The organism is Vibrio jasicida CAIM 1864 = LMG 25398 (assembly GCF_000400365.1).
Lineage (GTDB): Bacteria > Pseudomonadota > Gammaproteobacteria > Enterobacterales > Vibrionaceae > Vibrio > Vibrio jasicida.
This window is the reverse complement of record NZ_BAOG01000128.1, coordinates 1-2374: the sequence shown is the minus strand read 5'-3', so window position 1 is coordinate 2374 and position 2374 is coordinate 1. Positions and strand designations below refer to the sequence as shown.

Annotated in this window: 1 protein-coding gene, 1 tRNA gene and 1 pseudogene; 1 reads left to right on the top strand and 2 read right to left on the bottom strand. The window is 44.6% G+C overall.

Annotated features, from left to right (window positions below; translation table 11 throughout):
* Together vmeF and VJL_RS24175 are read right to left on the bottom strand one after the other, a co-directional pair.
* Positions 1–920, bottom strand: a pseudogene (gene vmeF / locus VJL_RS24180) (multidrug efflux RND transporter permease subunit VmeF); the annotation flags it as partial.
* Complete coding sequence (locus VJL_RS24175) at positions 920–2008, bottom strand: efflux RND transporter periplasmic adaptor subunit (RefSeq protein WP_038873962.1); 1089 nt, start codon at positions 2006–2008, stop codon at positions 920–922. The gene VJL_RS24175 and the pseudogene vmeF, both read right to left, overlap by 1 nt.
* Before the next feature lie 283 nt (positions 2009–2291).
* On the opposite strand from VJL_RS24175, the gene VJL_RS24170 reads away from it, so the two are divergent.
* A tRNA-Tyr gene (locus VJL_RS24170) sits at positions 2292–2373 on the top strand.
* Position 2374 lies beyond the last annotated feature (1 nt).

Genomic DNA, 2374 nt, shown 5'->3' with positions numbered 1-2374 from the left:
ATCTTATCTACTTCTGAACGCACCGCCTGTGCCACTTCTAGTGGGTTAGCGTCTGATTGCGGAACGACGCCTAAGCTAATGTTGACTACACCATCACTCTTAAAGGTTGAGTTTTCGTTTTCCGCACCAATGAATACGTCCGCCACATCTTTCAAATAAATAGGCGTGTTATCGCTAGCACGTTTCACAACAAGATATTGAAAGTCTTCTGGCGTATTGTACGAACGTGCTGTACGAACTGACATGACGGTTGAATCGTTACGAACCTCACCACCTGGACTTTCCAAGTTTTCACTTCGTAATGCTGTCGTAATATCAGATGCTGTAACCGAGCGACCCGCCATCAGGTCTGGTTTAAGCTTCACATACATTACTTTGTACAAGCCACCAGACAAGTCGATAGAACTTACACCAGAGATCAGACTGAAACGGTCCATCAGAACACGTTCCGCGTAGTCTGTTAGCTGGGTTCGGTCCATTTCAGACGAGCTAAGGTTAATATAGAGGGAAGCTTCGCCCGAACCGTTGTTCTTAAAGACCACAGGGTCGTCGGCTTCGTCCGGTAATGAACGCTGAGCACGAGCCACCGCATCACGAACATCACTTACGCCCGTATTAAGGTCATAACCCAATTCAAAGGTGATGGTGATGCGCGACATACTGTTGCGCGTCGTCGAGCTAATTTCGTCGATACCACTGATACCAGAAAGCTGGTCTTCCAATACCGACGTTATTTGGCTCTCGATAATGGTGGCAGAGGCGCCTTCATAACGTGTGCTGATCGAAACCACTGGGCTTTCGATGTCTGGCATTTCACGGACTGCAAGTTTAGTAAACGACACAAAGCCGAATACACACAGCAGCATACTCAATACCAGCGCAGCGACAGGGCGCTTTACGGAAACGTCAGAAAGTAACATTAGTTCGCTTCCTTAGCCGCTTTGCCTTCTGCATCTGCAGCATGTGCACTTTTCGATTGAGTTGGCGCGACAATTTCAGCGACTTCAACGCCATCACGCATATTTACGATGCCTTGAACCACTATTTTGTCGCCGATCTCAACACCCGATTCGATCACAACCTCATTATCAACACGCGCTCCTAGAAAGACCTCCTGACGCATTGCTTTATTGTCTTCATCAATCACGTATACAAAACGCTTAGTACCTGAATACTCAAGAGCTTGAACCGGAATGATTGGCGCTTTAATCGCAGGAAATGCCAACGATGCATTCATCAGCATGCCAGGTTTTAAGTGATTTTCTGGGTTATCAAATTCGATACGAACACGTAAGTTTAAGGTTTCAGCACTAATTCGCGTATCAATACCTGTTACCTTACCCACGAATTCTTGATTATTCCAAGCACTGGTGGTGGCATGCACTTCCATACCGACCGACAACATCGATAGGTAACGTTCAGGAACTTGAAGATCCAATTCCATGACAGAGAGGTCATCAAGCGTCAATAATTCAGAACCAGCGCTGACCATTTTACCTTTGCTAAAATCAATAAAACCAACGGTACCGGCAAAAGGTGCACTAATATGAAGATCCAATAAGTTAGCTTTAGCGGCATCTAGACGCGCTTGTGCAATTTCAACACTCGCCTTTTGCCCATCAATTTCAGTTTGGGTAATCGCATTACGTTTAACCAAACGCTGAAACTCTTTTAACTTACGCTGTTCATCTTTTAGGTATGCTTTTGCCTCTATTAAGGCAGCTTGTGCTTTATCATCGTTAAGTTGAATCAAAAGCTGGTTTTGCTGAACGTTTTGATTGGCGTTAACGGCGATTTTTTTCACCTTGCCAGCGACTTCAGAAGCAACCACTACGGATTCGGCCGCTTCTAACTTGCCGATCAACGACAGAGATTGGTTAATTTCATGCGTTTCTACTTGTTCAGTTACTACCGTAACTGTAGATGGACCACGTTTGGCAGCAAAAGCTACTGGCGAAGCCATTAAAATAGAAAGCGTTAAAACAGATAAAGTGGCTCTCATACTCATAATCTTGACTATTAATCGAATAAACTTATGTCATTAAACTGAATACAGTTTATCAGTAGATACGTCCTCTAACGTCAAGTAGTGTAAATTCAAGTAAAAAGAAGGTTTTCCTTTTGTATAAACGACATACAAAACGCTGACTTTCTACCATCTTTGCCCAAAAAGGCAGCATTCAACGTAAAAACGTAAGAAAAACGCTTTACAGCCGGAGCGAGTTTGCTATGATGCGCTCCGCACTTGAGAGATGTGTTGGGAAAACAAATCTTAAGTATAAAAATACCCTGGAGGGGTTCCCGAGTGGCCAAAGGGAGCAGACTGTAAATCTGCCGGCACTGCCTTCGATGGTTCGAATCCGTCCCCCTCCAC